This is a genomic window from Arsenophonus nasoniae, from assembly GCF_004768525.1.
Lineage (GTDB): Bacteria > Pseudomonadota > Gammaproteobacteria > Enterobacterales > Enterobacteriaceae > Arsenophonus > Arsenophonus nasoniae.
On sequence record NZ_CP038613.1, the window covers coordinates 2,539,252 to 2,564,155 of the forward strand.

Sequence of the window (24,904 nt, forward strand, 5' to 3'; positions counted from 1 at the left end):
GATTAGAATTTCTTCTCGGAATAGCGCTTAGGTTCTTTTTGTGGTTGGCTTTTTGCTGCGGCTACATGCTGGTCAACAGGGAAAATACTTAGTCCTTTCTGGTCAACGTAAACCGTTCCTGTTTTACCATGTCGATTTAACCGTAGTATGAGTTCTGTTAGAGTTTTATCTGCGTCAGGGTCATAAACCGATTCTCGATGAATCCCTAACCAATAATCGCAATCCTGCTCAATTTGTCCCGTATCACGGCTGTCACTGGGCATGGGTCTTTTGTTGGTGCGCTGTTCTAAACTTCGGTTTAATTGTGTTAATAACACGACAACAGTATTAAGTTCTTTTGCCAAGACTTTTAACCCTTTGGTGATATTTCCGTAGGCTAAATCGTTTCTGTCAGCTTTTTCAGTCTGCATCAATGTTAAATAATCAACGCCAATAAACCCAATATCGCCTGTTTTACGTTTTATTTTTCGACATTCTGATTGTATGTGATGCAAAGTCATCGCTGGCGTATCATCAATCCAGATATTTGGGCACTGTTTGAGTCGACCAATCGCACTACATAACTCATCCCATTCATGCTCTTCCAGCTTCTCATAAAACCGATTTGAATTAAGATTGGATTGTTGGCTTAATGTTCGCTCGGCTAACTGACAATCGGTCATTTCCATACTAAATAACAATACTGTTTTCCCTTGATTGGAAACGTTTTTCGCCATTTCAGTCAACACGGTGGTTTTACCCATCTTGGGGCGTGCTCCAACCACGAACAACGAGCCATTAACGATTTGCTTAGGTTTCAGTAAGTCGTCAAAGTCCCTAAAGCCTGTTTTGAGTCCGCAGTGTTTCTCGGGGTTGTCCTGGCGGTCACAAATATCTGTGAATACGCCATCCAGTACGTCATCAATCCGACGCAACCCTGTTTTGTGACCAACCTTGCTAAACTTTGCTGCCTCATCAATCAGACGTTGCGCCATATCGATTTTGTCAGCAAGCCCTAGCGCACTAGGCTGAGTAAATAACTTTTGAATATCCATGGCTTTTTCAACGGTATAACGCCCTGCCGCACACTCTTTGATACTTTTTGCGTAACTGACGATGTTTGCGGCACTCGGGATATTTTTGGCTATCTCAGCAAGATAGGCAAATCCACCCGCTTTTTGAGCGATCCCTGATTTAGACAACGCTTCATCCACCGTGATAATATCGATTGCCTGATGTTTCCGGCTCATCGTGCGCATTTCTGCATAAATCAATCGGTGGTGTGTTGCATAAAAATCATCAGGGCTTAGCAGTGAAAACACCTTCAAGGCATTGTCGCTCATGGGGTCTATCAGCAAGCCGCCGATAACACTTTGTTCAGCAGGTAAGTTATTGGGAACCTGATTTATCATAGCGCACCCTCCCTCGTTTTGGTTACTGTGTCAGGTCTTAGCAGATAATCAAAACTTGCTCGCCAGCCTCGGTCATTTTCACCGAAATACCAAGGATTAGCGGTTTCAACAAATACTTCAAAATAATTTCTGGCAGCATCAACCGAAGGGTTTTTGAGTTCTTTCCAGAATTTACCAATAGCCTGTTTTCGTTTGTCGTTCAGTGATTCAGCATTGGGTAATCTGTCACCTACTGTCTCGTTGTAAACCTGTAGGATTTCCTGATAGGGGATTTTGTTTTTTCGATTGTTAGAAATTAATTTCTCATCATTCCCCTCGTGAGGGGTAAGGGGTGTATTTTCTTTTTTCTTTAAAAGATTTCTTTTGTGTTTAGCTGACTCAGCTAATCTAACATTAGCTAACTTGGCTAAACTTTTATTAGCTGACTTAGCTAATTTATTATCATTAGCTGAATTGGCTAATGTTTTGCTATTTTGGCTAATATTAAAATTCCACTCAGATATTTTTTTGTTAATTCCTATTCTTCCCTTTTCCAAGATTAAGATATTCATTGAAATCATTTCATTCTTTGCTTTACAAACATGGGTATGATGTATACCTGTTATTTCTGCAATTTGTGTATTCGTAATTCGATCAAGCTTTTTGCCGAAGCCATAAGTTTTTCTGACTATAGTGAGTAAGATTTTTATCTGTCTGACAGTTAAATCAGCACCTGCTATCGCTTCAAGTAGCTCATTCGCTATTCTGGTATACCCATTTTCAATCTCAGCCACGGCATTCTCCCTGACTTCGTTTTTAACTCTGTAATCATCAAGACTGGTGACTGTTGCAGCCATTTTTATCTCCTTGTAACTTCCTGAATTCTGATACTAACCGACGGGCAAAATCTTTATTTTTTGATGCAGCAACCAATAGCCCATCAGGACTATCTGGATGAGCTTTTTCTTCATGGTTTTTATTGATAAATCGGCGTTTTTTTGCCATAATGACCTCGCTGAAATTGAAAGAAAAAAGGGAAATTTGGCGTTTCCCTTCTCATTAAACTTCCTGAAATCTCTAATTAAATACAAAGCTCCTTGAAATGTTCACAAGCTTCATTGTTTTTTAACTCTGGAGCTTCTTTTTTTGGCAATCTCAAATGCTCCAGCATATCTATCAGCTGGCGTATCTCTTCACCTGAGATATTTGTTATGACTAAATCCTGCTTCGGTGAATCGTAGCCAATGCAATCAAGCAGTTTTGCCATCTTCGGAATTATCCCATCCTCTGACTGCCATCTCGTGATTTGAGATGGATTGACGCCAATAGCCTGAGCAATTCTTATTGCTGAATGTGCCTGAATGCCATTACGTATTCTAGCTTCAATGTTTTTTGCATTTGATTTGCGTGTAATCGTAGTTTCCATGTCTATACTTAATTCCATAAGTTTCAGATAATAGTTATCCCTCCCGATGGGCTGGGAATTTATAAATCTCCCAATTTCAGGGAGGCCAAGTTGTTAAAGAGCAATAATTTTATTTTTTTCTATAAAACTCAGTTCTGTATTTTAATTTTCCTTTAGTGATGCGCTCCAATTTTAGAGCGGATCTTTCAGGAATAATTGTTCTCCATTGAGAAACAGCTGAATCAGAAATCATTAATTTCAATGCGATTTCTCGATGAGAACCAAAAAAATTCACGACCTCATCTTTTAGCATTAACACCTCCATTAAAGAATACTTTAATTATCATTTTAAAGGAAACTTAAGTCAAGAGGAATTAAGATTACTTAATTATGGAAATGAAATCGATTGGTGAACGCATTAGACTGCGCCGTAAAGAGCTTGAGCTCACTCAAAAACAGCTTGGGAAAAGAGTTGGGGTTTCTCACGTTGCAATTTCCCAATGGGAGAAAGAAGAAACTGAACCAAAGGGAGACAACTTGCTGTCTTTAGCAGATGCGTTAATGTGCACTGCTGAGTATATACTTAGAGGTACAACTTCAGAAAAACCTATTAGATGTGATAATGATACTTATAAATATAGCAGGCTAACCAAAAGAGAAGAAAATCTTCTAGAAATGTTCAATGCATTAACAGAAGATGAACAAAAAAATTATCTGAAAGAGATTACTGAGACTCGGGCTAATCTTGAACGAATCTATAAAGAAATGAAAGAAAAAGAGAAGAAGTCAAAAAGAGCATCGTGAGAATGATAATTGATTGATATTTATAAAGTAAATAATGTTATTTTACCATGTTCATTTAGGAGATAAAGATGAGCAACAACCAGCTCAACAAAATACCACACCAAACGATAGCAAATAACTGAATGCTACCCCGAGGGTTTTTTATTGCCCTCTCACCTTTCTCCTAAGAAGTTCCTCAGCTTTAACCTTCCTCTTTTTTTAACAATCCTTTTTATCGCTGAAAAAACAATTATTCTAAAAATCATCACGTTATAAATTTATATTAAAAATTTTACCTTATTATTTAAGTTATCTTTAGTTTAATGTTGACTTTTTCATTAAGATAACTTAAATTTATATTCATCAACTCACTGCAACAGGCAGACGACAGACAATACCACGAGTTATCTGAAACTGTGCCAGACGTTGCCAAGTAGCCAGCCTGAGGCGTACGAACATGAAGGCAAGTGACGACAGTTAAGCCGAGGATTTAAGATATGACGAATGTAAAAAGCACCTATGAATTTAGGCGCTTTGAACAAAAAGCGGTTAGTACTGTGTTTTTAGTTAGTGGGTATCTCCTTGAGGAGATTGAATGGCAGACTTTTCCAAGGTGTCAATATGTTTGGTTAGATCAGCAATGAGTGTTCGAGCCATCTGTGGATTAATAATAAAGAACTGAGTTTCCTGAGCTTCATTAATTGACTGCATAGGCGACGAAAGAAATTGAAATTTCAACGCCAGCGCATCGTAACCTGGTAAAGGACCGATTTTCCAACCAGCAATAGGAAACGTGGGAATATCATTTTTTTTAGACATAATTTTTTCTTCTTTGTTGTTGTAGAGAACAGCAAGGATACCACCGAGCCTGATGTGGTGAAAAGACAGGCGCAATAAATTTAAATGCAATTAAGCAGTACCGCTCTTTAACACTCTTTCGCTGAAAAAGCGTAACCACAAAACACCCAAACAGTCGGTTTTGGGGTGTGTGAAATAACAAAAATACAGTCGCTAAGTTAAAAACCAACACCAGGGTACTACCAATATGACTGTAAATCTAATCCGGATACCTCCGGCACACACCACCAAAACTTATTGTCAGGAGGTAATATGTGTAACTTTCATGGTTATGATAATGCTCGTAGTAGAAGACATGAGCGTAGAAGAGCCAGGCAAGCAGCCTATAACTATAACAAAGCGCTTAATATGGCACTGAAAGCAGCCTTAAATCGAAGCAAACCCTCTCAGCAACAAACACCAACAAACACTAAACGCCCTGTCCTTTCACTAAAAAGAAAAGTGATTAATCGTGTAGAAAAAGCAATATCAATTCGTCCTACTAAAGTTTATGATTCTTTTGATAATTGTTGTCTGCCAAAAGTAGCTTTGTATTCAGTCAAACCAAAACTACGCCGCCCTTTTCTGATGTCTAGGGAAGCTACAGCAAAATTTTGAAGCAATTAATTAATAGGTTACTCATTAATTTAATAGTAAATTATGTCCATACTTAAAAAAGGCTAAAAGTATGGAAAGAAAAGGGAACTATTTAATAGAACCAGTTGAAGAAATTGGGAATGGTACTTTTGGGAAAGTTGAATTAATAAAATTATTTAATTTGAATGGAAAATTAGCTGGGCAATATGCTAGAAAAACGTTATCCGTTCAAAAAGAATATGTTGGCTCAATATTTACTCATGATGAATTGAGAAGAAGATTTAAACGAGAAGTTTTTTATCAAGCTAATTGTAAACATTCTAATGTTGTCTATATATGCATGCATCACATGGAAATCAAAAATCCTTGATTTATCATGGAACTTTCGCAAACAGACCTCAGAAAAGAACTCTCTGAAAATATATTAGATATAAATAAAAAAATGGAAATAACAAAAATGATCTTAAAGGGAGTCAATTATGTTCATCAGAAAGGTTATCTTCACAGAGATCTAAAACCCGCTAATATTCTAAAATTTAACAATGATGTTTATAAAGTATCAGATTTCGGCCTAATAAAAAACTCAAATAACGAATCTGAATCAGAGATATTAACAAAGATTCAGATTGCGTTAGGAACTGTAGAGTATATGTCACCTGAAGCGAAGAAGGGAGAATATAGTATACAGTCAGATATCTACGCACTTGGCGTTATAATGGAAGAAATGGATATTTCAGCGATTGACGGTGTTGATGACATTATACGTAAGAGTACTAATCTAAGATGTAAAGATAGGTACCAATCTGTTTCAGAAATGTTAGCTGCTTTAAACAACGTAATTGAAAGGAGGAATCAATGATCGAGCTGTTAAATTGTGGTCTCTTTTCTTATGGTAAAGACGATTTCAAGGAAAATCAGGATTCTATTTTACCTCCTTTAAAAATAGGGAATGGTTATATCTTTGCGATAGCTGATGGTGTCGGTTCATATAAAGGTGCTAAATTAGCTTCTCAAATAGCTATTAATAACCTATCAAAAATGGTTTTAGATCATGATATAGATATAGATTCTATATTCAGCACTATCAAAGATGAGATATTAAAAATATCAGATGAAAATCCTGATTTATATCATTCTGCAACAACCCTAACTTTTTGTTATGTTAACAACGATAATGTCCATATAGGTCATATTGGTGATACAAGAATTTATGTAAAAAATAAAAATAAACTAATCCAATTATCTAAAGACCATACCGTACATCAAAGTCTATTAGATGAAAAAATATATACAAAAAAAGAGTTAAAAAATATTAAAGGAAAAAATAAACTCACAACGGCTATATCAAGAATTGTTGAGCTTCAATACCAGAAGCTATGCTATCCAGTTTCTGAACTTATTGAAAATAATGGGCTTTTGAATTTGTACATCATGTCAGATGGTGCCCATCATTTTTGGGAAAAGCGCCCCAGATTCTCTATCGAAACACTAAAAAACCCTATACGCTTTGCTTCCAGCTTACAAAGAAGAATAAATAAAAATACTAGTATTGATGATTATTCTCTAATTGCAGTAACTTTCCTGCCCAAATCACAGCTCGCTTAATCACTTATCGTATATTACACAAAATAACCTCCCTATTTATAGTAAGGTTAAAATTAAATCAGGGTAATTAATAAACTTGCATTATTTTTAACCCATAATCAATTTAAGGATGTGTGAATGCGGCTCTGCGCTCGTGGGACAGTCAACACACTATAAATTATCTATTTATATAGCTAAATATAGTTTGATTGCGTTTACCCGTCCGTGATGACTGTAATCGGACACCGAGAGGCACTCGGCATGCATCCTTAAACTTATTAATATTTAGGAGGAATTGTGAAATTTGAAGAATTAAGTGAGAAATCACAAGACAAAGCACGTGAAGTTTTAGCTAATCTGTTAGAAATTAATTACAAACGCGATTTATCATTAAACGAAGTTGATATTAATACTCTAAGCCACAAGATTAGAGACGCATTTGTAGCCTTAGAAAATAATAAGTTAATTCTTGGTCAATGTGCAAATATGAGTATTCGTGAAAAACAAAATCGCGATTTAACCAGTAACCCACCAGATTGTAGGGGTGCCATTGGAATTGGGTACTAACACAGCAATAAATAATTAGAATAAACAAAGGAGTACAAATGATGAGACTGGACAATCCACGCATTTTAACAGCAAAACACCCTAATATGGGTAATCTGGTTGGCGTAACTAATGGCAGTCGTGATTTGAGCGATTCAATATACTTAAGCAGTATTGATATTCGTGATGATGATGACAGAGAAATACGCACTTTCAAAGAAATTATCAGGTGCTTAACAAATGAAAATGATCGTCTTGAGAAAGAGAATCGTAGGCTGATGAAGATATACCGTGAAATTGGCGGGCTGTGCAGGGCTTAAACCTGCAACCGAGGTTTTAATCCCTCTGCTATACCATTAAGCTAACACCACAATGATAATTATAGCGCAAGAATTAGAAGAATTTCAGTATTGCCGTTGCAGCACTAATAGTCACAACAATTACACCACCAAGTTTTAAAAGTAGTCCAGTAGCAATATGTTCAACATCCTTACGAATCAAGGCTATCTGAGCGTCAGTTTTTTCAAAACGTGCTTGTATCTGGGCTTCGTTCTTCTCAAAACGAGCAGACATATCTTTACGGACATCAGCGATTTCAGCAGATAAGTCCTTACGGACATCAGCAATTTGAGCTTCGCTTTTTTCAAAACGTAAATCCATGTCTTTGCGGACATCAGCAATATTGCGATTTACTTCTGCAATATCTTGCTTGGTTGCTACATCAGCAACCTCATGTGACTTACGTACAGCAATAGAAATAGCTTTTGCCTGCTCTTTTGGCAAACCTGCATTCTCTAATGTTTCAACAAATTCTTGAGTATCAAATGCAACCTGACCCATAGGGAATCCTCCTTTTTGTTAAGTATAACGGGTTTAGGGTTCAATCTGCAAAATCTTTCATCAATTAACCTTGAGGGATACCCTTATGCAAAATTTAATCAATATAGAAACAAAAAACATCAACGGTGAATTAATCCAGACTGTCAATGCCCGTGATTTACATACGTTTTTAGAAAGTAAACAGAAGTTTGCAGACTGGATAAAAGATCGCATTCAACAATACGGTTTTATTGAGAGTCAGGACTTTATCGTAATTTTAGGAAAAACCCCAAATGGCGGCCGTCCAGCAAAGGAATACCACATTTCCCTCGACATGGCGAAAGAACTATCCATGGTTGAGCGCAACGAAAAAGGTAAACAGGCAAGGCAGTATTTTATTGAATGTGAAAGACAGGCAAAAACGGCTACACATGTTATTCCACAAACACTTCCTGATGCACTACGGCTTGCTGCTGAAATGGCAGAGAAAGTTCAACATTTGTCATTAGTTAACAAAGAGCAAAAAACAGAAATTGATTGCTTAAAAAATCTATTCCAAGTTGGTATGACACCCGTTCAGTTTTGCAAGCAGCTTAATGGCGTAAATATTAACCAAGTCAATTTATTTCTAGAATCGCGGCATTTTCTCTACGATGCAGAAAAGGATATCAGCAAGGCTCATGTCTGGCGTGTGCATTCCTATGCGAGAGATACGTATCTAACCGAATCCCCCTTCATCATGACAAACGATTATGGGCAACGTCAGTGTTACAAAATCGTGCTACTAAAAAAGGGAGCTTCATGGCTATATAACCAATACCTCAAAAGTAAGCTACCGATGAAGAAAGACTGGAATGGTGAATTCACTCACGACAAATATAGTCAGGTGGCATAAGGAGTAACGATGAACAAAGACAATATCTTGCTAGCACTGGCAAGACAGGCTGCAAAGTTAGCGATTGATACCCATCGACAAGATATATGGCTCATCGCTTTATCATTGCAACTAAAGGCTTATGGGAAAAATCATCATGCCACTTAAATCAGAAACAGTGAAGAAACGCCATCTTAAAGAAAAAATTACCATCCTGCTACTGGATTCATCCTTTTCACAAAATGAAATCGAGTTATTACTCGAAGAGATTAAAGCCAGAAAAAACAGGATGCTATTCCAGCTCAAGGAGGTCAAATGAATCCTTACGCCATGCAAGATTACTGGTACGAACAACAGCAAGAAATTGCTTATTGGGAAGACAGGCTGGACGATGAAATCAGCGAACTAGTCCAGCCTATTTATGACTGCCTACCTTCCTCAGTGATGCGAAAACTTAATCACGAGGATTTTGACGATATCTGGAAGGCACTGTTTGACCATTTCAAAAATGAGAACATCCATCAGTACAAAGCACTTCGAGCGCCTAAGAGGAAATATCTATGAGCGAAACACAACATACCGAAAATGAAAAAAGTTTTCAACAACAGGTTTGGGAAACGCTGTCGGCGATTAACGTTAACGATAAAGTTGAAAAGAAACTCGGCCTCTCTTATCTCTCATGGGCTTGGGCGTGGGGCGTATTGATGGCGCACTACCCAGAATCCTACTATGTCATTGATGCCGTTAGCTACAACAATGATGGCAGTGCCATGGTCTCATTAACACTCACGGTTAAACAAGGCGATAACGAATTTCCCCGCAAAATGTGGCTACCGGTGATGGATAAAAGAAATCAGGCCATTTCTAGCCCTAACGCCTTTGATATCAACAAAGCACTGATGCGCTGTCTGACTAAAGCGATTTCGATGTTTGGATTAGGGTTTTATATCTATGCAGGTGAAGATTTGCCCGAACAGGAAAAAGTTGTGATACAGCAAGAACAAGCACAACAAAAAGCCCGTTATGAGCAGTTAATTCGTGATTTAAAAACCGCAGCAAAAGGTGGCATTGAATCAATGAAATCCCATTGGGAACAGTTAACACCAGAAGAGAAAGGAATTATTGGCGAAGAAAATAAAGATTTAATTAAAAACGAGGTTAATCATGAAGCAGAAAACGGACGAGTGGTTTCAGGCAAGACTTGGGAAAGTCACCGCCAGCAATTTACACAAGGTGTTATCCAAAGGCAGGGGAACAACGCAACGAAACTACCTCATGCAGTTAGTCTGTGAAACACTTACCGGACAAAGGGAAGACATAAAAACTAATCAGGCCATTGAACGAGGCATTGCCCTTGAACCACAAGCCAGAGCGCGATATTGCCTCAATGAGTTTGATGTCACGGTCACCGAAGTGGGCTTTATTCCCCACCCGTCTATTGCGCTATTTGGGGCAAGTCCTGATGGCTTGGTTAATGATGATGGACTTATCGAAATAAAATGCCCTAACACCACTACCCACATTGAAACCATTCTCACAGGGAAACCCAAATATGAATACCTGTTACAAATGCATGGGCAAATGATGTGTACAGGCAGAAATTGGTGCGATTTTGTCAGCTATGATGACAGACTTCCCCCTAACCTTGCCTACTATAAAATCCGAATTATCAAGGATGATGATTTAGTTAACGAAATTGAACAAGCCGTTCAAGTATTTATCGAAAAGCTGAAATCAGAAATCAACAAAATTAATCAATATGTGGAGACCCCATGGCAAACCAGAACCAGTGTAACTTTACCGGACGCATCGGCAAATTAGAAATCCGCTATACCCAAGATAAAATTCCCATCACGGCATTCTCAATCGCTATCAGCAAATCAAGAAAAGACAACAGCGGTCAATGGATTGATGACACAACATGGATAAACTGCAAGGCATTTAAGCAAATAGCGGAATATATCAATAATTATGCACAAAAAGGTACTTTTGTTCGTATTACTGCTGCCTATCAGGAAAATAAATGGACAGACAAATCCGGTCAGCAAAGGATATCACCGGAATTTCTGGTCAATGACGTTGAAATATTGGGAAATAGGAAAGAGAGAAAACCGCAGGAAAGCCAGGGTAAACTCAATATGCCAACGACAAGCCAGCCAAACAATAACCCTGTTATTGAGCCTGATTTTGATGATGACATCCCCTTTTAGACACAGGAGAAACCAGCATGTGGATTTTAATCTTGGCCATGTACGCCAGCCCTTACGCATCAAGTAACTTTGCAAGTGTTCATACTCAAGAATTTGACACTGAAAATATGTGCCAATTCGCCGCTAAGCAGTTTGAGCGTGAGTTTGAAACGTTCAAGGATATCAACGCCAAAGCGATTTGCGTTAAGAAATAAGCCAATTTTAAAAGGTTCAACCATGAAACTTAACATCATCAAACTATTAATCACGACATTATTGTTTATCAGTGCAGCATTTGCTTTCGAACTGATAGTTGGTCACATTGCGCACGCCGATACCGTCATTGACCCACAAATCAGGTTTAAACGTGGCGAATTAGGCAATATTCAATTAGGCGGACAAGAGCTACTGGTTATTGGCATCATGCTAGTGCCAGCTCTTATGGTTTATTTTGGGGTATTCCTCGACACATTGAAGAAATAGTTACAAAACAAGAAGTCATTACCCACCCTAATCTATTCCACTTAATTAATACCCATTCATCAATTAACTTTGAGGGATCACCTTATGCAAAGTTTTATCAATATCGAAACAAAAAACATCAATGGTGAATTAATCACGATGGTTAATGCACATGATTTACACTACTTTTTGGGAAGTAAGCAAGATTTTAACACATGGATGAAGAAGGGAATTTCAGACTTTAGATTAGTTGAAAATAAAGACTTTATTTGCCTCCACAAAAAAATGGAAGCCAACAACGCTACTATAATTGACTACCACATTTCCCTCGATATGGCGAAAGAACTATCAATGGTTGAGGGTAACGAAAAAGGTAACCTAACAAGGAAGTACTTGCAACAAATTATCTGTTCTTGTTAATGCATCATGCTAAATAAAAAAGACCGGCGCAAGGCGAGCCAACACCAGGGAAATTATATTGTAGTTTTAAGTCTTAATTATAACATAAATTAAACAAAATACTGTAATTATTTACATATATGTAATAATCATCAGTTATATGGGCAATCAGCTTTGAGGTTTTGAAATGAAAACAATGACTGCTAAGAAATATAACGTAATCTTGTGTATAAAACTAAATGCTTACCGAGAGCATATGGAAATATGTTTAGGTTTCACTCAAAAAGATTGGGATGAATTAAGCTCATCAGAGAAAAGTGTAATTATTGATGACGCTATTTATAGCAATTTAGATTATTGAACAAAAAATGACTAACGAAAAAATGCGGGAAGAATTTGAAGAGTGGGCGGTAAAGTCTCAAGGGTACCTTAAATCTACTTTAACTAGATGCCCTACGAGTGGGAGATACCATAATAGGTACGCAAATAGGATGTGGACTGCTTGGCAAGCATCAAGAGAAAATATCGAAGTTGAATTTCCTCCTGCAAACTATACATCCACTCATCGTGCTATTACTAATATTGCAATTGGATATAACGAAGCATTAGCTGATGTTAAACAACTACTAACTGAACAGGGGTTTAATGTGAAATGAAAGAATCACTAAATGACAAATATATTTATTATCTCTGTTTTAGAAAATAATAAAAAGGATAAAGAAAATGTAGAATAAAGCATTAACCTGGAAATATTAAACCCGCCTTAATCAAAAATAATAATTATAAAAATCACCTGCACTCTTATTAATTAAATTAGAGAGTAATACTATGTGTCGATATAAAAGTAATTGCACAACTATTGGATTATTAAAACCAGGAATGATCATTCGTTATCACGATGAGGATTTAAAGATAATTAAATTACTTGAACGTAAATTAACACCCAAAGGTTTAATTTGCAAATATAAAGTCAACGGTGGAGGAGGAGTATTAACTGCCCACAGCGGATTAAGAGTTAATGTATTAACTGAAAGGCATGTTAATGAAAACCGTAGAACTTGGTATATGCAAGGAAAATAAAAAATGAAATTAATTGAAATATGTGAAAAAGAAATAAAGCAGGTTGATTATTTTGGTATTGAATTAACAGTTGATGCTGGCGTTAATTTTTTAGCCGCAGATGATGAAGGTTTCGTTTATGGCTACTTTCATAAACCTATCATATATAGCACGGAAGGTATCTGGATAACTAAAGAAAAAGACCATTTTTACCATTATGTCGCTAAAGTCGATATTGGCGATAAAGACTGGAAAGAAACGCTAGTAGAGGTGTAAATAACATATGAAAACAGACTTTGGTGGTAGTAATACACCAAAAGAAATACGCGATCGCTGGCAAACTCCCTACCTTATATTTAAAGCTCTTGATAATGAATTTAACTTTTGTCTGGATGCTGCGGCAGATATAAATAACGCTCTGTGTTGTCGTTTTATAAGTGAAGAAGATAACGCTTTGGAAATTGAATGGAGTAGCATTGGATCAATCTATTGTAACCCACCCTACTCCAATATCTTACCTTGGATCTATAAGGCAGCAAAGGAATGCAAAGAGCGAGTTAAATCAATCGTCATGCTAGTGCCAGCCGACACATCAGTCGGTTGGTTCAAGGTAGCTATGCAAACAGTAGACGAAGTAAGACTGATCACGGGTGGGCGGATTTCTTTTATTAATGCAGATACGGGTAAACCGGTTAACGGAAATACTAAAGGTTCAATGCTTCTTATCTGGCGGCCATTTATTAATCCAAGAGGGGTAATAACAACTGTCGATAAAGAAGAGTTAATAAAGATCGGAAACAGAACAGGTACACAATTTAAAATTGCGTGAGATTTGCGTGTAATTGAGAGGAATAAAATGAATAGATTACAACCTGACTCGTGGGTAGACATTAAGTTTATCATGCAAGATACCGGATTCGGTAAAACATTTATTTATGACAGAATTAAAGATGGGCTGTTACCTAAAGCAAAACTTATTCATGGAAGAGCACGCTGGTTATACGCTGATCATCTTGAATTTAAAAGAAAATTGATGTCGGATGGAAATGGGTAAAATATTGGGTAAAATTTTATCCATTAATATTTATTAATAAAAATCAATTAATTAAATTATCAATATGATGTTTGCAGGGGACGCCATTAATAAATTGATAACCATTTGTTTTAATCAACAAAAAGTTATCGTTGCTATCTCATATATTTCTTATTATTAATTACCATTCCTACCCTACTTTGCGTAAATATATCATCCCGATGATTTGCAACTCACTTAATATCACTGAACATACGTTAAGCCTACTTGTATAATTAATATACTTTTATTTCGTACTAAAAATAACAAGGAGGTGTTATGCGTTTAGTATATGTCATTGAAAATATCATAAAAAAGTATCATGATCGCCCTGCTATTGGCGAGCGTGTGAAGCGTTGTATAAAAGACGCTAAATCCAAGCGCATTGTTTGCCAATTAACAGCAAAATATCAAACAATCACTTATCAACAATTATGGAGTAGAGCTGAAAGTATTGCTAATGAATGGTATCAGCACGACCAATACCCACTAAAAGCCAGTGATAAAGTGGCTATCCTATCCTTTATTCATAGTGACTATATTGCTATTAATCTCGCCTGTGTACAAATTAATGCAATTATAGTTCCACTACAAACTAATTTATCAATTAAAGAATTAACCCTTATTTTACAAGAAATAGAACCACGAATAATCGCAGCCAGCATAGAATACTTACCTATAGCAGTAGAATTAGCCAAAAATAATAACTCAATAAAACGAATCATTGTTTTCGATTATGACCCTTCCCATGACAATGCAGAAAAACTAGAACAATTACAAAATCAATTAATTATCAAAATCGAAGAATTACCCAATATTATCCGTTTAGGTAGCCAGTTACCGAAAGTACCTTATCCTGAGAATAGTGATGATACATCTTCGATATCGATGATAATTTATACCTCAGGTAGTACTGGTGCGCCCAAAGGCGCTATTTATACAGAAAAATTTGTATCAAATATGTGGGACGCTAGCCTATTTGCCAATAATACTAATAAAGAAAATAGGACTGTCCTATATCTACCGATATGTCATGGTTTAGCAAGCCAACAACTTTACAATCAGTTAGCTAAAGGTGTTACTTGTTATCTGGTCGCTAAAAGTAACTTATCCACGCTATTTGAAGATATTACCTTAGTAAAGCCAACTGAGCTTTTATTAATACCCAGGGTAGCTGAAATGATATTACAACTATATCAAAGTGAATTAGAAGGGAGAAAAAAAACTATCCATGATCCACTGCTTGATAGCAAGCTTAAAAAAGAGATACGTATCAATATTTTTGGCGGTAGAGTTACACAAATATTTTATAGTTCTGCACCATTAACTAACAAGTTAACTGATTTTATTGAATCGCTGTTTGAAGTGAAATTACTAAATATGTACGGTAGCACCGAAACATTGGCTATTTGTATTAATAATAAGATATTAAAACCACCGGTTGAGGATTATAAACTTATTGATGTTCCTGTACTAGGTTATTATTCAACCGATAAACCTTATCCACGAGGTGAATTATTACTTAAAACAGCCACCATTATTCCAGGTTATTACAAACATCCTGAATTATATAGCCAACTTTTTGATGAACAAGGCTATTATATGACTGGAGATATCGTCAAAGAGACAGCAAAAGATCATTTAGTCGTTATAGAAAGAAAAAAAAATGTAATTAAACTTTCTCAAGGTGAGTTTATCACTACAACAATGCTTGAAACTTTATTGAAAGATAGCCCTTTGATAAAGGATATTTTTATTTATGGCAATAGTGAGTGGTCTTATTTATTAGCTGTTATTATTCCTATACCAGAATTATTATATCGCTATAATAAACAACAGCGCGAAATCAAACGATTAATTCACCAATCACTCGAAAAAATTGCTAAGGACTCCGGTTTAAAACCCTATGAAGTGCCACGTGATTTCTTAATCGATACAGAACCGTTCAGTCAGAAAAATGGCTTATTATCGGAACTAGGAAAACCATTAAAGCAAAAAATTGAAGCTCATTATATTGATGATTTGAATAAATTATATCAAGAAATCTGCAATTATGACTTCTCAAAATTTTCACAACAGATCAATAAAGAAAATATATTAGAAACAGTAATAAAATTAACTCAATATCTAGTCGGCTCTCCTGGTATGGTTATTAATTCAGCAGCAACTTTTTGCCAATTTGGCGGCGATTCTTTATCTACATTACAATTTTCATTAGAATTAGAAAAAATTTGGGGGGTTATGATCCCAGTCGATATGATTGCCAATCCAACTTGTACACTGGATGATATTGCTGATTATATAAAATCAAATCAACATATAATAAATTCATGCCCAACTTTTGCTACCATACATGGTATAGATAAAAAGAAAATTTATGCCAGTCAATTAGCTTTAGATAAATTTATCGATCCCGAAATTTTTCAACAAATAAAAAATTCTTCACGATCCTTATCGAGCTTTCATAACGTACTATTGACTGGAGCGAATGGCTATCTAGGAAAATTTCTTTGTTTAGCGCTACTGGAAGAATTAAATAAAACTGATGGTAAATTAATATGTGTGATACGCGAAAAAGATAATGAAAGTGCCAAACAACGTTTAATGAATACTTTTAGTCCACACAACGACCAGCTAGCGCTTAAATTTAAGCAGCTTGCCGATAAACATCTAACGGTATATGCGGGCGACTTAACTAAGCCAAAATTAGGACTTGATGAAAAAACATGGCATTATTTATCGCAGAATATTGATCATATTTTTCATGCTGGCGCTTTAGTTAATCATATACTTCCCTATCAACACCTTTTCGAAACAAATGTGCTAGGCACAGCCGAATTAATTAAATTAGCGCTCGTCAATCACTTAAAACCTTTCATTTTCATTTCCAGCATTATCGTTGCGATACCTTCTGATAATACTAAACCATTAAACGAAGATGCTAATATATGTGAAGCAATACCTTATCAAGAAATTAATAACCAATACGCGAATGGCTATGCTATTAGTAAATGGGCGAGTGAAATTTTGCTCTATGAGGCATATAACCGTTTTAAATTACCTGTTACCATTTTTCGCCCTAGTATGATACTGGCGCATCGCCTATATGATACTGAGTTTAATATTACTGATGTATTTACTCGATTATTATTAAGTATCATTAATACTAAAATTGCGCCAAAATCTTTTTATCAATCAAATAGTAATCTATCCCCTCATTATAATGGATTAGCGGTTGATTTTGTCGTTTCATCAATAATCAAATTATCAAAAAATAATCACAATCAGCGACTTACTTTCAATATGGTTAATCCACAAAATGATAAAGTTTCTCTTGACACGATTATTGATTGGTTAATTAATTCAGGTATTAATATAAAAAAATCGATGATTATGAAGAATGGTATCAACAATTTAAATTGGCCCCATGGAAAAATTACCTAATAATTTAAAACAGTATTCTATGTTACCTGTTATTAGCCAATTAAAGCAGCCGCAAAAATTAACCAGCAATTTTTGGCTTCTGCCTAATAAGTTCTCTTCTGCTGTTGAAGATACAATACCAGCGATTACACCATCTTTAATTAATAAATATATCGCTGACTTTAAAGCGCTAAATTTATTAATTTAGAATAACTTAATTAATTTTTAACAAATTTATTAAATATGATTCTTAATTATGATTTCTGATTTAATAGCTAGCAGTAAATAATATAGCACCATATATTATGATGGTGCTTTATTGTAATAATTTAGTTGAAGATAAAATAGCCTAATGAAATTTAACGACCCGCTTTTAATCGTTGAAAATAACTTTCATATAAAATATTAGCATTGCCCACATCATTCTGCCATTCTCCTCTTTTTAAGGTTTCTTCATCAGGATAGAGGGTTTTATCTGCCACAAGTTCTGCTGGTAATAATTGCTTGGCGGCTAAATTAGGCGTTGGATAACCAATTTGTTGCGCTACTTGAGCCGCAATATCAGGTCGCAGCAAAAAATTAATTAACTTAAGCGCACCTTCAACATTTTTCGCATTGGCAGGGATCGCTAAACTATCCATCCAAAAAATCCCCCCTTCTTTTGGCCAAATAAATTGTATCGGAGCTCCTGATTGGCGCACGACATAGGCAGAACCATTCCATAGCATACCCACATCGACTTCACCTTGTATAAAAGGATTAGCCGGATTATCAGAGTTAAACGCCATGACATTTGGCATTAATTTTTTTAACTCTTCATAGGCTGTTTTGATTAACATCGGATCGGTTGTATTGCCTGAGTAACCTAGCTTAAGTAGCGCCATTTGAAACACTTCCCGTGCATCATCAGTTAATAACAGCCCATTTTTATATTCAGGTCTCCATAAATCTGCCCAAGAGGTAATGGTTTTAGGATCAATAACCTCACTATTGATACCAATACCTGTCGCTCCCCAAATATAAGGTATTGAATAATCATTTTTAGGATCAAAGGATTTATGTAATAAATTTGGATCCAGGTTTTTAAATTGATTCAATTTACTTTTATCAATTTTTTGTAGCATGCCTTCCTTACTCATTTTCGCCACAAAATAGGTTGAAGGTACCACTAAATCATAAGCACCTTCAGTATAAGTTTTGAGTTTGGTGTACATACTTTCATTAGATTCATAAGTCGAATAAATGACCTTGATACCCGTTTCTTTAGTAAACTGATTAAGTAGCCCAGGAGGAACATATTCTGACCAATTATAAAAATAGACTACCTTATTATCATCAGCTGCTATCGCGGAGCCAATACTCGCGGCTATAATCCCTGCTGCAAGCCATAAGGAGCACTTTTTCATAGAGTGTTTCCTTCATAAAAACATATAGTGAGTGAAAACCCATAGACTTTTTTGTCTAGGTAAAAAAGTTATTATATGGGCACCTGTAATGGGGTAAAGCTTATAAATGCCATTTAGTGACGAATTTTACTAGAAAAAACTATTTCGAGTTTTTTAATAAAATAAAAAACAAATAATCGTCGCTAACCGAAATACACTAATTAACATCCTGGTAATATGCCAATACTTGGGATCCATCACATTTAATTCTGACACTAGTTTAATTTATATTTTTTATCGATTTTATTTTTAACATCCATTGACTCAACAGCACAAGTATTAATGAAAATAATAATAAAACCGTCGCTAGCGCATTAACTTCTGGTGAGATCCCTATTTTTACCATTGAATAAATTTTCAGAGGCAATATTTCATAAGCCGGTCCAGTAACAAAAGAAGACACAACCACATCATCCATTGAAAGAGTAAAACTTAATAACCAACCTGAAATGACAGCAGGCAAGGCTAATGGTAAAATAATTTGCCGTAAAATAGTTAATTCACTCGCACCTAAGTCTCGCGCAGCTTCTAACATTTTCACATCAAAATCCTTCAATCGCGCATAAACCGTAATAACGACAAACGGTAAACAAAAGGTAATATGAGAGAAGAGTAAAGACCAAAAACCTAAAGAAATTCCTAATAACATAAAGACTAATAGTAATGAGATTGCCATCACAATATCAGGAGACATCATGACAACAAATAACATACCACTAACAAATGATTTCCCTCTGAATTGGTAACGAAATAAAGCCACCGCTGCTAATGAACCAATCAAAGTAGTACAACTAGCTGAAATCATCGCTATCGTTAATGAATGACCTGCCGCCTGTAACAAACTATCATTATTCCACAACATGTCATACCATTCGATGGTCAACCCTTGCCACACATTACCAAAGCGTGAGGCATTAAATGAATTGACAATCAAAATAATAATTGGAATATATAAATAGGCATAAATGATGGTGAGAAATCCACTCCGTAAAAAACGTCCAATCATACCAAATCCACCTTTTTATTCAGCAAATTTGCAGCACGATAATAAACATAGAGTAGTAGGCCCATAGCAATAGTTAATACTATACTGGTCGCTGCGCCAAAAGGCCAATCGCGCAAATTAAGAAATTGGCTCTTGATAACGTTACCGATTAATAAATTTTTTGCCCCACCCATTAAATCCGCTACATAAAACAATCCCATTGCTGGTAATAGCACTAATAAGCATCCCGCTATTATACCTGGCATAGTTAGTGGCACTATAATACGTAAAAAAGTTTGAAATTTGTTAGCACCAAGATCCCGTGCAGCCTCAAGACAAGATTTATCCAATTTTTCAATACTGGAATAAAGTGGCATCACCATAAATGGCAACAAAATATAAACTAATCCCATAATGACGGCTTCTTGCGTATACATGATGCGAATAGGTTTATCTATCAACCCAATCCACAGCAAAAAATCATTCAAATAGCCACGGGTACTCAAAAAAATCTTTAACCCATAAATACGAATAAGTGAATTAGTCCAAAATGGCACAATCAATAAAAATAACATTAATGGCTGCAATTTGGGTGGTAATCGCGTCAGAAGAAATGCAAATGGATAGCCAATCAATAAACAACACAAAGTAGCAATAATTGCCATATTTAGTGAGTGAAACATCACCTCTACATATAAGGGATCGAATAGCCGGGTATAATTATCGAGGGTAAAAACCATATCGACTAGATTTGCATCATCACGGGTCAAAAAACTAGTAATAATGATCATCAAATTGGGTAAGAAGGCAAACAAAAGCAACCAGGAAACCAATCCGATAACGATAACATTTTGAAAAAATTTACGATTATTCTTCATCGAGAAGTACGACCTCCCAACTTTCTACCCATGTCACAGCAATTTTTTGTGCTAACGAGTGGTCTACATCCGGATCATCTTCATTGAAAAATTCACTGACCATCACCCGCTTACCGTTGTTCATTTCGACTTCGGTATCAAGCATCATACCCTTATAGTTGCGTTCACGGACATGTCCAATAAGTCCAGCAGGCTGCTGTTCATCATCGATCTCTTTAACGCGTAAATCCTCTGGTCGCAATAAAACTTTTAATGGCTGACCTTCCGATACAGCAAGCTTGGTGTAAATATCACACTCATAGCCTTCAACATTAGCTCGAATACGCTGCGCATCAATACGGTGTAATGCTATCGCATCAAAAATATTAATTTCGCCGATAAACCGGGCGACAAATAAATTCTTTGGCTCTTCATATATTTCACGGGGCGACGCATCTTGTTCAATATGCCCATCTCGCATAACTAAGATACGATCAGACATGGCGAGCGCTTCTTCTTGATCGTGGGTGACATAAATAAAAGTGATCCCTAACTGACGTTGCAAGGCTTTTAATTCACTTTGCATCTTTTTACGTAAGTTATAATCTAGCGCCGATAAGGACTCGTCTAATAAAAGAACTTTAGGTTTATTGATAACTGCACGTGCAATTGCCACTCTTTGCTGCTGTCCACCCGATAACTGATGGGGATATCGCTGGGCAAAGTCTTCTAACTGCACCATACGTAGCACTTCTTCTACTCTCGGTTTGATCTCTTGAAAAGATTTTTTCTGCATACGTAAACCAAATGCAACATTATCAAATACCGACATATGGGGGAATAAAGCATAACTTTGAAAAACAGTGTTTACATGACGCTGTTCAGCCGGAATATCGGTAATATCCTGACCTTCAAGAAAAATATGCCCATTATCAACATGCTCTAATCCAGCAATTAACCGCAAAATAGTCGTTTTACCACATCCTGACGGACCTAATATGGTAAGAAATTGACCATCATTAATCGTAAGATTAAACTGTGAAATAATATTTTTGCCATCGAAACCTTTAGTTAAGGATTTTAATTCGATCAGTGGTGTAAGAGAGGTTGTCTCAGTCATTTAAAGTATCACTCTATCCCTTATAGTAATGCAGATAGAACCGCAACAGGAAAAAGACTGTATTAGCTAATCAGGAAGACTCCCAGCAATAGCCAAAACCAGTTGCGCCAATAGATTGAATAAAGAGAGAATGATAAACGTAGCAACAGAAAATTAAAAGCAATATCATCATAAAAATGACAACATTAATCTTAATATATTAAATTAAACTTAAGTCTAAATAGTTAGCAGTCGAAAATAAATCTAATATTTCTATCTATTGCTTGCCATTGATTAACGCAAAATATGATAAAGTGAACTTGCTATTTTTATTAAAAATTTGCATAAATTATAGCTAATAAGAATAATTTATAAAAACTCAATTTATACTATTAAGCAATTAAAACAATAAGTTAAATTTAACAAATTTGCTCGTGATTATTTATTCGACTGGCTTTTTTATTTAACTAGAATGAAAAATACGCAAAAATCGCTGGTACCAGCAATGGGGGGTAGGATGTACTAGCGCATTCAAGGCGCGAGAATAGTCCATAACTAATCCCGGCGTCCAGGCCATGGATATCGCTCGCTGGCGAATTTGCGATGCAACCCATAATTCCGGCGCCAGCAATAATTTTACCAGCGTTAAAAAATTATTGCTTTTATCAGCCAGTACCCCCTCTAACGCAGCTTCTAGCGCATATGCCACACTACTTGAGCAATTGCGATAAGTTAGATTATAAAGCGCTATTTGCCGATATTTTTGCCAAAAAATTGCCAAAGTAACCGCGTTATAATGATAAAAATGGATCTGAAAATCAGATCGACACCACTGTGAAACTTCAGAGTCATAGTCAGGCTGAAATTCACCTGCAACATTATTTTCTGCGGTAGCTTTTAATTTATTTAAAAATTCAGAAGGAGAACGATCGATATCATCGATTGGATATAAGCTAATATAAATCTGATTTCTGATTTCCAATGCAGCATGCCCGGTAGAAATAATACCATTACGGTCAACAGCTGCAATGTAACGATTAATTACTGGGCGCGGTCTGGGCGGTAAATCAGCCGAGCCTTCTGGCGTCCAAATATGCACAGTAAGCGGTGAAGTGTGAGACAAATTGTTACTCGTTTGCTGCTCTTCAGTTAGTGGCATGACAACATCTATTTTAATTTCTTGCTGCTCAAATTCTCTTTGTGATAATGCGCTATCAGCCATTAAAGTAAATATCGTTTGTCCATGTCGAATAACCCGTAATTTACTGGAAAAACGGATGGCAGAGATTCCACTATGTATCAATAACGCAGCCAAAACGATTGGAAATGTCGATTGGTAACTAAGGGGGTAAGGAAATAAGATTATCATAGCAAAGAATAAATAAAATCCACCTAGCCAAATAGTACGTTTCCATAGGCGATGACGAACCACTAATGCGGACACGATACTAAATATAGCAAGTAATAAATAATTAAAGCCTAACACTATTGATAAGATTAAATGACTATAATTATCATCAATTAAAAGAGAAACTGATACCAGAAAAAATAATCCTCCTTTAAGAAAAAGGATAAATTTTTGGCTACCGATGCCAGTATTGGCGACACTCAGAGTAATTAAACTCTCAATTAATGTGAATATGCTTATCCAGACCACCGGAATATAACGTGTTTGTCCTAATTCATCACACAATATCACTAAGCCCAATAAAGCCCACCAATTAGCAACCAAATCGCCTGCTGGTGCATAAATTTTTTACCTAAAAGTAAACAAGCAATTTGCAACATAAACAATCCGTTATAAATCTACCTTTGATTTTGAAAGAATTTCCCATTCACCTAATAGCATTGGATTAATTTTATCAGCAATAGTGATTAATATTCGATCACGCACGTTAAGCCATTCACCATCTAACCCCTTTAATTGAAAGTTGACCGGCATACCATGATGGGAGCTTACTAATGACCAGTGCTCTTTTAACATTTCATGGGCAGAAATTTCAATCGCTTGTAATATATGGTGAATATCACTTTTCACCGGTAACGATGTGATTAATTTAATTTGCGGATCAAATTTTATTTTGTCTTCTTGAATAAATAATTGGTAACGAATAAGGGATTTTGATGCACGTTTACTCGTTCTTTCTACTTGAGATGCTGCAAGCAGTGAAAGTAGCAACATAAAAATGGCAATAACGGACAGGTAAGTTTGAGCAAGTAATAGAGGTTCTTCTCTTAATAAGCCAGGTAAAAAGAAAGGTCCATAGCCCTGTTCGCTATAGAAAATAACAATGGTTCCCAACACTAATAATCCAATTCCTCGACCAAAATCTTGTAGAAATAGGATCAAAAGAATAATGAAAATAATGGGTATGCAAGCCAATATAATATTTAATGCTGAGCCATAATGATAGTTAATATAACTTTTCAGTCCAGTTATCTGATCAGAAAAAATTAACCAGCTACTGATTGCCAACATCATTAACCAACATAATGTTAATAATATTTTTTTTATACTGTTAAGCTGCTTTAATGACTGTGGTTGCACTAAACCTAATAACATCGCGACAGCAAAATAGATACCTGACATATCAGCCAGCCAACTGGTAAGAAAATCATCTAAAATAATCTTCTCATCAAGAGAGTCCAACAACAGCACACTCAACCAATTATCAATAGCACATATTACGGCTGAAATTATAATCCAAGTTATAATGGTATTTAATGGCGATTGATATTGCGCTAAATATCTTACAATAGAGGCAATTAATAACGGAGAAATAAGTAAACTAACCGCACTAACCATACTCATCATAGAAGAGGCAACATCAAATGGTTCCGGTTCCAGATACCAATTGACCAAACTAAATAAAAACAAAAAAGCCGGCTAGGCACGTATTGGTGATAATAAAAATGCCATAATACTTACGCCAGCAGGAAACCACACCACAACTAGCGATTCATCATACGGTACTTGTACTTCCTTAGAAATAACAGCCGAAATAAAATAAATTAATGTCCAACTTAGGAATGTAAACCACCTAATATGACTGGAAACTTTCACCAGTCCTATCATCAACGCTTCTCCTTTATATTTTG

37 protein-coding genes, 1 tRNA gene and 1 pseudogene are annotated in these 24,904 nt (G+C 35.9%); 25 read left to right on the forward strand and 14 right to left on the reverse strand.

Going from position 1 to position 24,904, the window contains the following annotated elements; all coding sequences use genetic code 11:
* Nucleotides 1–2: 2 nt before the first annotated feature.
* From ArsFIN_RS12685 to ArsFIN_RS12700, 5 genes are all read right to left on the reverse strand, one after another.
* Nucleotides 3–1,391: a replicative DNA helicase gene (locus ArsFIN_RS12685; protein ID WP_246067214.1), complete on the reverse strand. Its 1,389-nt coding sequence runs from the start codon at nucleotides 1,389–1,391 to the stop codon at nucleotides 3–5.
* A complete protein-coding gene (locus ArsFIN_RS12690) occupies nucleotides 1,388–2,227 on the reverse strand; it encodes a replication protein (protein WP_135677787.1) in 840 nt (279 codons plus the stop codon). The genes ArsFIN_RS12685 and ArsFIN_RS12690 overlap by 4 nt, the downstream gene beginning before the upstream one ends.
* Complete coding sequence (locus tag ArsFIN_RS26405; RefSeq protein WP_167876694.1) at nucleotides 2,202–2,375, reverse strand: hypothetical protein; 174 nt, start codon at nucleotides 2,373–2,375, stop codon at nucleotides 2,202–2,204. The genes ArsFIN_RS12690 and ArsFIN_RS26405 overlap by 26 nt, the downstream gene beginning before the upstream one ends.
* 76 nt (nucleotides 2,376–2,451) lie before the next feature.
* Nucleotides 2,452–2,814 (reverse strand): CII family transcriptional regulator, encoded by a 363-nt coding sequence (locus ArsFIN_RS12695; protein WP_135677788.1) that lies wholly within the window; start codon nucleotides 2,812–2,814, stop codon nucleotides 2,452–2,454.
* A 91-nt stretch (nucleotides 2,815–2,905) separates the two neighbouring features.
* Complete coding sequence (locus ArsFIN_RS12700; RefSeq protein ID WP_026824112.1) at nucleotides 2,906–3,088, reverse strand: Cro/CI family transcriptional regulator; 183 nt, start codon at nucleotides 3,086–3,088, stop codon at nucleotides 2,906–2,908.
* Between the two features lie 77 nt (nucleotides 3,089–3,165).
* Here ArsFIN_RS12700 and ArsFIN_RS12705 point away from each other — a divergent pair, with 77 nt between their 5' ends.
* Nucleotides 3,166–3,579 (forward strand): helix-turn-helix domain-containing protein, encoded by a 414-nt coding sequence (locus ArsFIN_RS12705; protein ID WP_026824111.1) that lies wholly within the window; start codon nucleotides 3,166–3,168, stop codon nucleotides 3,577–3,579.
* 546 nt (nucleotides 3,580–4,125) lie between these two features.
* On the opposite strand, the gene ArsFIN_RS12710 is transcribed toward ArsFIN_RS12705, so the two are convergent.
* Nucleotides 4,126–4,467 (reverse strand): bssS family protein, encoded by a 342-nt coding sequence (locus ArsFIN_RS12710; RefSeq protein ID WP_246067216.1) that lies wholly within the window; start codon nucleotides 4,465–4,467, stop codon nucleotides 4,126–4,128.
* Between the two features lie 201 nt (nucleotides 4,468–4,668).
* On the opposite strand from ArsFIN_RS12710, the gene ArsFIN_RS12715 reads away from it, so the two are divergent.
* The 6 genes from ArsFIN_RS12715 (at nucleotide 4,669) to ArsFIN_RS12740 (ending at nucleotide 7,442) form a co-directional block, all read left to right on the forward strand.
* Nucleotides 4,669–5,013 carry a transcriptional antitermination N peptide gene (locus tag ArsFIN_RS12715; protein ID WP_135677789.1) on the forward strand — a complete coding sequence of 115 codons (345 nt, stop codon included), beginning with the start codon at nucleotides 4,669–4,671 and terminating at the stop codon, nucleotides 5,011–5,013.
* A gap of 70 nt (nucleotides 5,014–5,083) precedes the next feature.
* The gene (locus ArsFIN_RS12720) at nucleotides 5,084–5,362 is read left to right on the forward strand and encodes a protein kinase family protein (protein WP_135677790.1); all 279 of its coding nucleotides are present in this window, start codon (nucleotides 5,084–5,086) and stop codon (nucleotides 5,360–5,362) included.
* Nucleotides 5,363–5,368: 6 nt separating this feature from the next.
* Nucleotides 5,369–5,851, forward strand: coding sequence for a protein kinase domain-containing protein (locus ArsFIN_RS12725; protein ID WP_135677791.1), 483 nt, complete (start codon nucleotides 5,369–5,371; stop codon nucleotides 5,849–5,851).
* Complete coding sequence (locus ArsFIN_RS12730) at nucleotides 5,848–6,597, forward strand: PP2C family protein-serine/threonine phosphatase (protein ID WP_135677500.1); 750 nt, start codon at nucleotides 5,848–5,850, stop codon at nucleotides 6,595–6,597. Before ArsFIN_RS12725 ends, ArsFIN_RS12730 begins: the two co-directional genes overlap by 4 nt.
* A gap of 276 nt (nucleotides 6,598–6,873) precedes the next feature.
* The gene (locus ArsFIN_RS12735) at nucleotides 6,874–7,143 is read left to right on the forward strand and encodes a hypothetical protein (protein ID WP_135677792.1); all 270 of its coding nucleotides are present in this window, start codon (nucleotides 6,874–6,876) and stop codon (nucleotides 7,141–7,143) included.
* A 38-nt stretch (nucleotides 7,144–7,181) separates the two neighbouring features.
* On the forward strand, nucleotides 7,182–7,442 hold the full coding sequence (locus tag ArsFIN_RS12740) for a hypothetical protein (RefSeq protein WP_135677793.1): 261 nt from the start codon (nucleotides 7,182–7,184) through the stop codon (nucleotides 7,440–7,442).
* On the opposite strand, the gene ArsFIN_RS12745 is transcribed toward ArsFIN_RS12740, so the two are convergent.
* Nucleotides 7,421–7,493: transfer RNA gene (locus ArsFIN_RS12745), tRNA-OTHER, on the reverse strand. The two genes, ArsFIN_RS12740 and ArsFIN_RS12745, sit on opposite strands and share 22 nt — an antisense overlap.
* Before the next feature lie 22 nt (nucleotides 7,494–7,515).
* Nucleotides 7,516–7,962, reverse strand: coding sequence for a CCDC90 family protein (locus tag ArsFIN_RS12750; protein ID WP_135677794.1), 447 nt, complete (start codon nucleotides 7,960–7,962; stop codon nucleotides 7,516–7,518).
* An 85-nt stretch (nucleotides 7,963–8,047) separates the two neighbouring features.
* Between ArsFIN_RS12750 and ArsFIN_RS27530 the strand changes: the two genes are divergently transcribed.
* From ArsFIN_RS27530 to ArsFIN_RS12820, 18 genes and pseudogenes are all read left to right on the forward strand, one after another.
* Nucleotides 8,048–8,836, forward strand: a complete 789-nt coding sequence (locus ArsFIN_RS27530; RefSeq protein WP_246067218.1) for an antA/AntB antirepressor family protein — start codon at nucleotides 8,048–8,050, stop codon at nucleotides 8,834–8,836.
* Between the two features lie 9 nt (nucleotides 8,837–8,845).
* Complete coding sequence (locus ArsFIN_RS26410; protein ID WP_155847027.1) at nucleotides 8,846–8,983, forward strand: hypothetical protein; 138 nt, start codon at nucleotides 8,846–8,848, stop codon at nucleotides 8,981–8,983.
* Entirely contained in the window at nucleotides 8,973–9,134 is a 162-nt protein-coding gene (locus ArsFIN_RS26415; protein WP_155847026.1) for a hypothetical protein, read from the forward strand. Before ArsFIN_RS26410 ends, ArsFIN_RS26415 begins: the two co-directional genes overlap by 11 nt.
* On the forward strand, nucleotides 9,131–9,379 hold the full coding sequence (locus tag ArsFIN_RS12765; RefSeq protein WP_026824022.1) for a hypothetical protein: 249 nt from the start codon (nucleotides 9,131–9,133) through the stop codon (nucleotides 9,377–9,379). The genes ArsFIN_RS26415 and ArsFIN_RS12765 overlap by 4 nt, the downstream gene beginning before the upstream one ends.
* A pseudogene (locus tag ArsFIN_RS27535) lies at nucleotides 9,376–9,786 on the forward strand (Sak single strand annealing protein); the annotation flags it as partial. The gene ArsFIN_RS12765 and the pseudogene ArsFIN_RS27535, both read left to right, overlap by 4 nt.
* Before the next feature lie 193 nt (nucleotides 9,787–9,979).
* Entirely contained in the window at nucleotides 9,980–10,636 is a 657-nt protein-coding gene (locus ArsFIN_RS12775) for a lambda exonuclease family protein (RefSeq protein ID WP_051297183.1), read from the forward strand.
* Complete coding sequence (locus tag ArsFIN_RS12780; RefSeq protein ID WP_026824021.1) at nucleotides 10,588–11,025, forward strand: single-stranded DNA-binding protein; 438 nt, start codon at nucleotides 10,588–10,590, stop codon at nucleotides 11,023–11,025. The genes ArsFIN_RS12775 and ArsFIN_RS12780 overlap by 49 nt, the downstream gene beginning before the upstream one ends.
* A gap of 17 nt (nucleotides 11,026–11,042) precedes the next feature.
* On the forward strand, nucleotides 11,043–11,219 hold the full coding sequence (locus ArsFIN_RS26420) for a hypothetical protein (RefSeq protein WP_167876650.1): 177 nt from the start codon (nucleotides 11,043–11,045) through the stop codon (nucleotides 11,217–11,219).
* Between the two features lie 22 nt (nucleotides 11,220–11,241).
* Nucleotides 11,242–11,487 (forward strand): hypothetical protein, encoded by a 246-nt coding sequence (locus tag ArsFIN_RS12785; RefSeq protein WP_034249964.1) that lies wholly within the window; start codon nucleotides 11,242–11,244, stop codon nucleotides 11,485–11,487.
* Nucleotides 11,488–11,571: 84 nt separating this feature from the next.
* Nucleotides 11,572–11,886, forward strand: coding sequence for an antA/AntB antirepressor family protein (locus ArsFIN_RS12790; protein ID WP_135677795.1), 315 nt, complete (start codon nucleotides 11,572–11,574; stop codon nucleotides 11,884–11,886).
* A 166-nt stretch (nucleotides 11,887–12,052) separates the two neighbouring features.
* Nucleotides 12,053–12,226, forward strand: coding sequence for a hypothetical protein (locus tag ArsFIN_RS26425; protein WP_155847002.1), 174 nt, complete (start codon nucleotides 12,053–12,055; stop codon nucleotides 12,224–12,226).
* Between the two features lie 130 nt (nucleotides 12,227–12,356).
* Entirely contained in the window at nucleotides 12,357–12,521 is a 165-nt protein-coding gene (locus ArsFIN_RS26430) for a hypothetical protein (protein WP_155847001.1), read from the forward strand.
* Between the two features lie 172 nt (nucleotides 12,522–12,693).
* Nucleotides 12,694–12,945, forward strand: a complete 252-nt coding sequence (locus tag ArsFIN_RS12795; protein ID WP_026823480.1) for a hypothetical protein — start codon at nucleotides 12,694–12,696, stop codon at nucleotides 12,943–12,945.
* A gap of 3 nt (nucleotides 12,946–12,948) precedes the next feature.
* The gene (locus tag ArsFIN_RS12800) at nucleotides 12,949–13,200 is read left to right on the forward strand and encodes a hypothetical protein (protein WP_026823479.1); all 252 of its coding nucleotides are present in this window, start codon (nucleotides 12,949–12,951) and stop codon (nucleotides 13,198–13,200) included.
* Nucleotides 13,201–13,207: 7 nt separating this feature from the next.
* On the forward strand, nucleotides 13,208–13,753 hold the full coding sequence (locus ArsFIN_RS12805) for a phage N-6-adenine-methyltransferase (RefSeq protein ID WP_026823478.1): 546 nt from the start codon (nucleotides 13,208–13,210) through the stop codon (nucleotides 13,751–13,753).
* A gap of 27 nt (nucleotides 13,754–13,780) precedes the next feature.
* Nucleotides 13,781–13,978, forward strand: a complete 198-nt coding sequence (locus ArsFIN_RS12810; RefSeq protein WP_026823477.1) for a helix-turn-helix transcriptional regulator — start codon at nucleotides 13,781–13,783, stop codon at nucleotides 13,976–13,978.
* 297 nt (nucleotides 13,979–14,275) lie between these two features.
* Nucleotides 14,276–17,440 (forward strand): thioester reductase domain-containing protein, encoded by a 3,165-nt coding sequence (locus tag ArsFIN_RS12815; protein ID WP_051297098.1) that lies wholly within the window; start codon nucleotides 14,276–14,278, stop codon nucleotides 17,438–17,440.
* The gene (locus ArsFIN_RS12820; RefSeq protein WP_051297097.1) at nucleotides 17,424–17,627 is read left to right on the forward strand and encodes a hypothetical protein; all 204 of its coding nucleotides are present in this window, start codon (nucleotides 17,424–17,426) and stop codon (nucleotides 17,625–17,627) included. Before ArsFIN_RS12815 ends, ArsFIN_RS12820 begins: the two co-directional genes overlap by 17 nt.
* Nucleotides 17,628–17,778: 151 nt before the next feature.
* Here ArsFIN_RS12820 and potD read toward each other — a convergent pair whose 3' ends face one another.
* The 6 genes from potD to ArsFIN_RS12850 form a co-directional block, all read right to left on the reverse strand.
* Nucleotides 17,779–18,825 carry a spermidine/putrescine ABC transporter substrate-binding protein PotD gene (gene potD / locus ArsFIN_RS12825; RefSeq protein WP_026823476.1) on the reverse strand — a complete coding sequence of 349 codons (1,047 nt, stop codon included), beginning with the start codon at nucleotides 18,823–18,825 and terminating at the stop codon, nucleotides 17,779–17,781.
* Nucleotides 18,826–19,084: 259 nt separating this feature from the next.
* Complete coding sequence (gene potC / locus ArsFIN_RS12830; RefSeq protein WP_026823475.1) at nucleotides 19,085–19,870, reverse strand: spermidine/putrescine ABC transporter permease PotC; 786 nt, start codon at nucleotides 19,868–19,870, stop codon at nucleotides 19,085–19,087.
* Nucleotides 19,867–20,727 carry a spermidine/putrescine ABC transporter permease PotB gene (potB, locus tag ArsFIN_RS12835; RefSeq protein ID WP_026823474.1) on the reverse strand — a complete coding sequence of 287 codons (861 nt, stop codon included), beginning with the start codon at nucleotides 20,725–20,727 and terminating at the stop codon, nucleotides 19,867–19,869. Before potB ends, potC begins: the two co-directional genes overlap by 4 nt.
* Complete coding sequence (gene potA / locus ArsFIN_RS12840) at nucleotides 20,717–21,826, reverse strand: spermidine/putrescine ABC transporter ATP-binding protein PotA (RefSeq protein ID WP_026823473.1); 1,110 nt, start codon at nucleotides 21,824–21,826, stop codon at nucleotides 20,717–20,719. The genes potB and potA overlap by 11 nt, the downstream gene beginning before the upstream one ends.
* Before the next feature lie 442 nt (nucleotides 21,827–22,268).
* Nucleotides 22,269–23,537 carry an MFS transporter gene (locus tag ArsFIN_RS12845; RefSeq protein ID WP_246067220.1) on the reverse strand — a complete coding sequence of 423 codons (1,269 nt, stop codon included), beginning with the start codon at nucleotides 23,535–23,537 and terminating at the stop codon, nucleotides 22,269–22,271.
* Between the two features lie 66 nt (nucleotides 23,538–23,603).
* Nucleotides 23,604–24,683: a hypothetical protein gene (locus tag ArsFIN_RS12850; RefSeq protein ID WP_026823472.1), complete on the reverse strand. Its 1,080-nt coding sequence runs from the start codon at nucleotides 24,681–24,683 to the stop codon at nucleotides 23,604–23,606.
* Nucleotides 24,684–24,904 lie beyond the last annotated feature (221 nt).

What these genes read in the sequence shown, in the direction of transcription:
- ArsFIN_RS12685 (WP_246067214.1), bottom strand. Translation starts at nt 1,391, where the DNA reads ATGATAAATCAGGTTCCCAATAACTTACCTGCTGAACAAAGTGTTATC.
- ArsFIN_RS12690 (WP_135677787.1), bottom strand. Translation starts at nt 2,227, where the DNA reads ATGGCTGCAACAGTCACCAGTCTTGATGATTACAGAGTTAAAAACGAA.
- ArsFIN_RS26405 (WP_167876694.1), bottom strand. Translation starts at nt 2,375, where the DNA reads ATGGCAAAAAAACGCCGATTTATCAATAAAAACCATGAAGAAAAAGCT.
- ArsFIN_RS12695 (WP_135677788.1), bottom strand. Translation starts at nt 2,814, where the DNA reads ATGGAATTAAGTATAGACATGGAAACTACGATTACACGCAAATCAAAT.
- ArsFIN_RS12700 (WP_026824112.1), bottom strand. Translation starts at nt 3,088, where the DNA reads ATGCTAAAAGATGAGGTCGTGAATTTTTTTGGTTCTCATCGAGAAATC.
- ArsFIN_RS12705 (WP_026824111.1), top strand. Translation starts at nt 3,166, where the DNA reads ATGGAAATGAAATCGATTGGTGAACGCATTAGACTGCGCCGTAAAGAG.
- ArsFIN_RS12715 (WP_135677789.1), top strand. Translation starts at nt 4,669, where the DNA reads ATGTGTAACTTTCATGGTTATGATAATGCTCGTAGTAGAAGACATGAG.
- ArsFIN_RS12720 (WP_135677790.1), top strand. Translation starts at nt 5,084, where the DNA reads ATGGAAAGAAAAGGGAACTATTTAATAGAACCAGTTGAAGAAATTGGG.
- ArsFIN_RS12725 (WP_135677791.1), top strand. Translation starts at nt 5,369, where the DNA reads ATGGAACTTTCGCAAACAGACCTCAGAAAAGAACTCTCTGAAAATATA.
- ArsFIN_RS12730 (WP_135677500.1), top strand. Translation starts at nt 5,848, where the DNA reads ATGATCGAGCTGTTAAATTGTGGTCTCTTTTCTTATGGTAAAGACGAT.
- ArsFIN_RS12740 (WP_135677793.1), top strand. Translation starts at nt 7,182, where the DNA reads ATGATGAGACTGGACAATCCACGCATTTTAACAGCAAAACACCCTAAT.
- ArsFIN_RS12750 (WP_135677794.1), bottom strand. Translation starts at nt 7,962, where the DNA reads ATGGGTCAGGTTGCATTTGATACTCAAGAATTTGTTGAAACATTAGAG.
- ArsFIN_RS27530 (WP_246067218.1), top strand. Translation starts at nt 8,048, where the DNA reads ATGCAAAATTTAATCAATATAGAAACAAAAAACATCAACGGTGAATTA.
- ArsFIN_RS26410 (WP_155847027.1), top strand. Translation starts at nt 8,846, where the DNA reads ATGAACAAAGACAATATCTTGCTAGCACTGGCAAGACAGGCTGCAAAG.
- ArsFIN_RS26415 (WP_155847026.1), top strand. Translation starts at nt 8,973, where the DNA reads ATGCCACTTAAATCAGAAACAGTGAAGAAACGCCATCTTAAAGAAAAA.
- ArsFIN_RS12765 (WP_026824022.1), top strand. Translation starts at nt 9,131, where the DNA reads ATGAATCCTTACGCCATGCAAGATTACTGGTACGAACAACAGCAAGAA.
- ArsFIN_RS12775 (WP_051297183.1), top strand. Translation starts at nt 9,980, where the DNA reads ATGAAGCAGAAAACGGACGAGTGGTTTCAGGCAAGACTTGGGAAAGTC.
- ArsFIN_RS12780 (WP_026824021.1), top strand. Translation starts at nt 10,588, where the DNA reads ATGGCAAACCAGAACCAGTGTAACTTTACCGGACGCATCGGCAAATTA.
- ArsFIN_RS26420 (WP_167876650.1), top strand. Translation starts at nt 11,043, where the DNA reads ATGTGGATTTTAATCTTGGCCATGTACGCCAGCCCTTACGCATCAAGT.
- ArsFIN_RS12785 (WP_034249964.1), top strand. Translation starts at nt 11,242, where the DNA reads ATGAAACTTAACATCATCAAACTATTAATCACGACATTATTGTTTATC.
- ArsFIN_RS12790 (WP_135677795.1), top strand. Translation starts at nt 11,572, where the DNA reads ATGCAAAGTTTTATCAATATCGAAACAAAAAACATCAATGGTGAATTA.
- ArsFIN_RS26425 (WP_155847002.1), top strand. Translation starts at nt 12,053, where the DNA reads ATGAAAACAATGACTGCTAAGAAATATAACGTAATCTTGTGTATAAAA.
- ArsFIN_RS26430 (WP_155847001.1), top strand. Translation starts at nt 12,357, where the DNA reads ATGTGGACTGCTTGGCAAGCATCAAGAGAAAATATCGAAGTTGAATTT.
- ArsFIN_RS12795 (WP_026823480.1), top strand. Translation starts at nt 12,694, where the DNA reads ATGTGTCGATATAAAAGTAATTGCACAACTATTGGATTATTAAAACCA.
- ArsFIN_RS12800 (WP_026823479.1), top strand. Translation starts at nt 12,949, where the DNA reads ATGAAATTAATTGAAATATGTGAAAAAGAAATAAAGCAGGTTGATTAT.
- ArsFIN_RS12805 (WP_026823478.1), top strand. Translation starts at nt 13,208, where the DNA reads ATGAAAACAGACTTTGGTGGTAGTAATACACCAAAAGAAATACGCGAT.
- ArsFIN_RS12810 (WP_026823477.1), top strand. Translation starts at nt 13,781, where the DNA reads ATGAATAGATTACAACCTGACTCGTGGGTAGACATTAAGTTTATCATG.
- ArsFIN_RS12815 (WP_051297098.1), top strand. Translation starts at nt 14,276, where the DNA reads ATGCGTTTAGTATATGTCATTGAAAATATCATAAAAAAGTATCATGAT.
- ArsFIN_RS12820 (WP_051297097.1), top strand. Translation starts at nt 17,424, where the DNA reads ATGGAAAAATTACCTAATAATTTAAAACAGTATTCTATGTTACCTGTT.
- potD (WP_026823476.1), bottom strand. Translation starts at nt 18,825, where the DNA reads ATGAAAAAGTGCTCCTTATGGCTTGCAGCAGGGATTATAGCCGCGAGT.
- potC (WP_026823475.1), bottom strand. Translation starts at nt 19,870, where the DNA reads ATGATTGGACGTTTTTTACGGAGTGGATTTCTCACCATCATTTATGCC.
- potB (WP_026823474.1), bottom strand. Translation starts at nt 20,727, where the DNA reads ATGAAGAATAATCGTAAATTTTTTCAAAATGTTATCGTTATCGGATTG.
- potA (WP_026823473.1), bottom strand. Translation starts at nt 21,826, where the DNA reads ATGACTGAGACAACCTCTCTTACACCACTGATCGAATTAAAATCCTTA.